We start from the raw sequence: 278 nt of genomic DNA, 5'->3' as shown, positions 1-278 counted from the left end.
CCGCCAATTGTTCAAGACCATCAATCGCTGGCTGGCCGAAGCAGGCGTCATGATGACTCAAGGCACCTTGGTCGATGCCAAGAGTGGCCTGACCCACAGCCTGGTCACTACCGCGGCCAACGAGCATGACCTCAATCAGCCGGGTAATCTGCTGCATGGAGAGGAGCAATTTGTCTCAGCCGATGCCGGCTACCAAGTGGCGCCACAGCGCGAGGAGCTGGCCGAGGTGGATGTGGACTGGCTGATCGCCGAGCGCCCCGGCAAGGTAAGAACCTTGA

1 protein-coding gene is annotated in these 278 nt (G+C 60.4%); it reads left to right on the top strand.

The genetic code is table 11. The features are described from left to right. A partial coding sequence (locus tag OGY13_RS00260; protein WP_286556770.1) for a transposase occupies positions 1-278 on the top strand: 278 nt, incomplete at both ends.

The organism is Citrobacter sp. Cpo045 (assembly GCF_030332875.1).
Taxonomy (GTDB): Bacteria; Pseudomonadota; Gammaproteobacteria; order Enterobacterales; family Enterobacteriaceae; genus Citrobacter; species Citrobacter portucalensis.
Note: the sequence above shows the minus strand (reverse complement) of the source record. Positions and strands in the feature narration are given on the sequence as shown.